A 1,794-nucleotide genomic window follows, 5' to 3' on the forward strand; every position below is an offset into this window, starting at 1 on the left:
ACCTCAGACCAGCAACGACAAGCAGCATTCCCCGACTGGCTCGACTGGTACAACCATCACCGACCCCACACCGGCATCGGCGGAGCCACACCAGCAAGCCGCGTCACCAACCTTCCCGAACAACACAACTAGTAGGGCTTGGTCATGTGCGGTCCGTGGTGGCGTGTCTTCTTGATCGGTCGTGTCGTTGATCGGGTGTGCTGGGTGGGGAGTTGGCTGCGGTCCGGTGTGATCTGGAGGACTTCGCGGCGGAGATGTTCGAGCCGTTCGCGCGGGCGGATCAGCGCCGGTGGGGCGGGGTCTACCTGCGGGGCCTGTTGCTGGAGGGTGGGCGCAAGTCGGTGGAGCCGATGGCCGCCCGCCTCGGCGAGGACGGGAACCGGCAGGCCCTGGCCCACTTCGTCACCTCCAGCCCGTGGGACGCGGCGCATGTGCGGGCCCGCCTGGCCTGGCGCATGCAGCCGGTCATCAAACCCACCGCGCTGATCATCGATGACACCGGGTTCCTCAAGGACGGAGACGCGTCCGCGTGCGTGACCCGGCAGTACACCGACACCGCGGGCAAGGTCACCAACTGCCAGGCAGGCATCTCGCTGCACCTGGCTTCCAACGGCGCCTCGGCGGCGGTGAACTGGCGTCTGTTCCTGCCCGGGAGCTGGGATCCCGCCTCGCCGAAAGCCGATCCGGCCAAGGTGGCCCGCCGGGACAGGTGCGCCATCCCCGCCCAGGAGGGCCATGTCGAGAAGTGGCAGCTGGCCCTTGACATGATCGACGAGACCCGGTCCTGGGGCATCGAGGTGCCCCAGGTCATCGCCGACGGCGGCTATGGAGACACCGCCGCCTTCCGGCTCGGCCTGGAGGACCGCGGTCTCGACTACGCGGTGGGCATCTCCACCACGACCACCGCCCAGCCCGAGGACGCACAGCCGTGCACCCCGGCCTGCACCGGCCGGGGCCGACCGCCGGTTCCCTCCTACCCGGAGACGGCAAAGACGGTGAAGGCACTGGTCATCGCGGCCGGCAAACGCGCCGCGCGGCCGGTGCAGTGGCGCGAGGGATCACGGCCGGGCAGTGGCCGCAGCGGACACAAACGCATGTACTCGCGCTTCGTGGCTCTGCGGATCCGGCCCGCCGGACGCGGGATCCGCAAAGCCACGGACGCCACTGACCTTCCGGTGCGCTGGCTGCTGGCCGAATGGCCCGCCGACCAGGACGAGCCAGTGCAGTTCTGGCTCTCCAACCTGCCCGAGGCCATCCCGCTGGCCGTCCTCGTGCGCACCGCGAAGCTCCGCTGGCGCATCGAGAACGACTACCGCGAGATGAAACAGGCGCTGGGCCTGGCCCACTTCGAAGGCCGGAGCTGGCCAGGCTGGCATCACCACGTCACCCTCGTCTCCGTCGCCCACGCCTTCTGCACCCTGCAACGGCTGACCCGATCCCCAAAAGAGACGGCGCCAGCCTGAGCCTCTACCGAGTCGTCCGCGAAGTGCAGTTACTCCTCGCGATCTGGACCGGCGCCTGCCCCACCTGTCACCGCGACATGCCGGACCCCGCACCAACATGACCGAGCACTACTAGGGCCTGTATTTGGTTGTGCTCATGTGGTTCGGGTGAGGTCTTTGATCCAGATCATGGAGGCGCGGAGGTGGAGTCCGGCCCGGTAGCTCTCGGGCTTCTTGTCGAAGCGGGTGGCGATGCCGCGCCATGCCTTGAGTTTGTTGATCAGGCGCTCGACGGTGTTGCGCTCCTTGTACAACCCGGCGTCGTGGGTGACGGGGCGACCGCCCCGGCGGC

2 protein-coding genes and 1 pseudogene are annotated in these 1,794 nt (G+C 68.4%); 2 read left to right on the forward strand and 1 reads right to left on the reverse strand.

Annotated elements, in window-relative coordinates; genetic code table 11:
• On the forward strand, nt 1-132 hold a 132-nt coding region (locus tag NMN56_RS42875; RefSeq protein WP_274048613.1), incomplete at its 5' end, for an integrase core domain-containing protein.
• A gap of 65 nt (nt 133-197) precedes the next feature.
• Complete coding sequence (locus NMN56_RS42880; protein WP_280842944.1) at nt 198-1,463, forward strand: IS701 family transposase; 1,266 nt, start codon at nt 198-200, stop codon at nt 1,461-1,463.
• 134 nt (nt 1,464-1,597) lie between these two features.
• Here the strand turns inward: NMN56_RS42880 and NMN56_RS42885 are convergent.
• Nucleotides 1,598-1,794 (reverse strand): annotated as a pseudogene (locus NMN56_RS42885) (IS5/IS1182 family transposase); the annotation flags it as partial.

The sequence above is a fragment of the Streptomyces iconiensis genome (assembly GCF_028657195.3).
In the GTDB taxonomy this organism is placed as follows: domain Bacteria; phylum Actinomycetota; class Actinomycetes; order Streptomycetales; family Streptomycetaceae; genus Streptomyces; species Streptomyces iconiensis.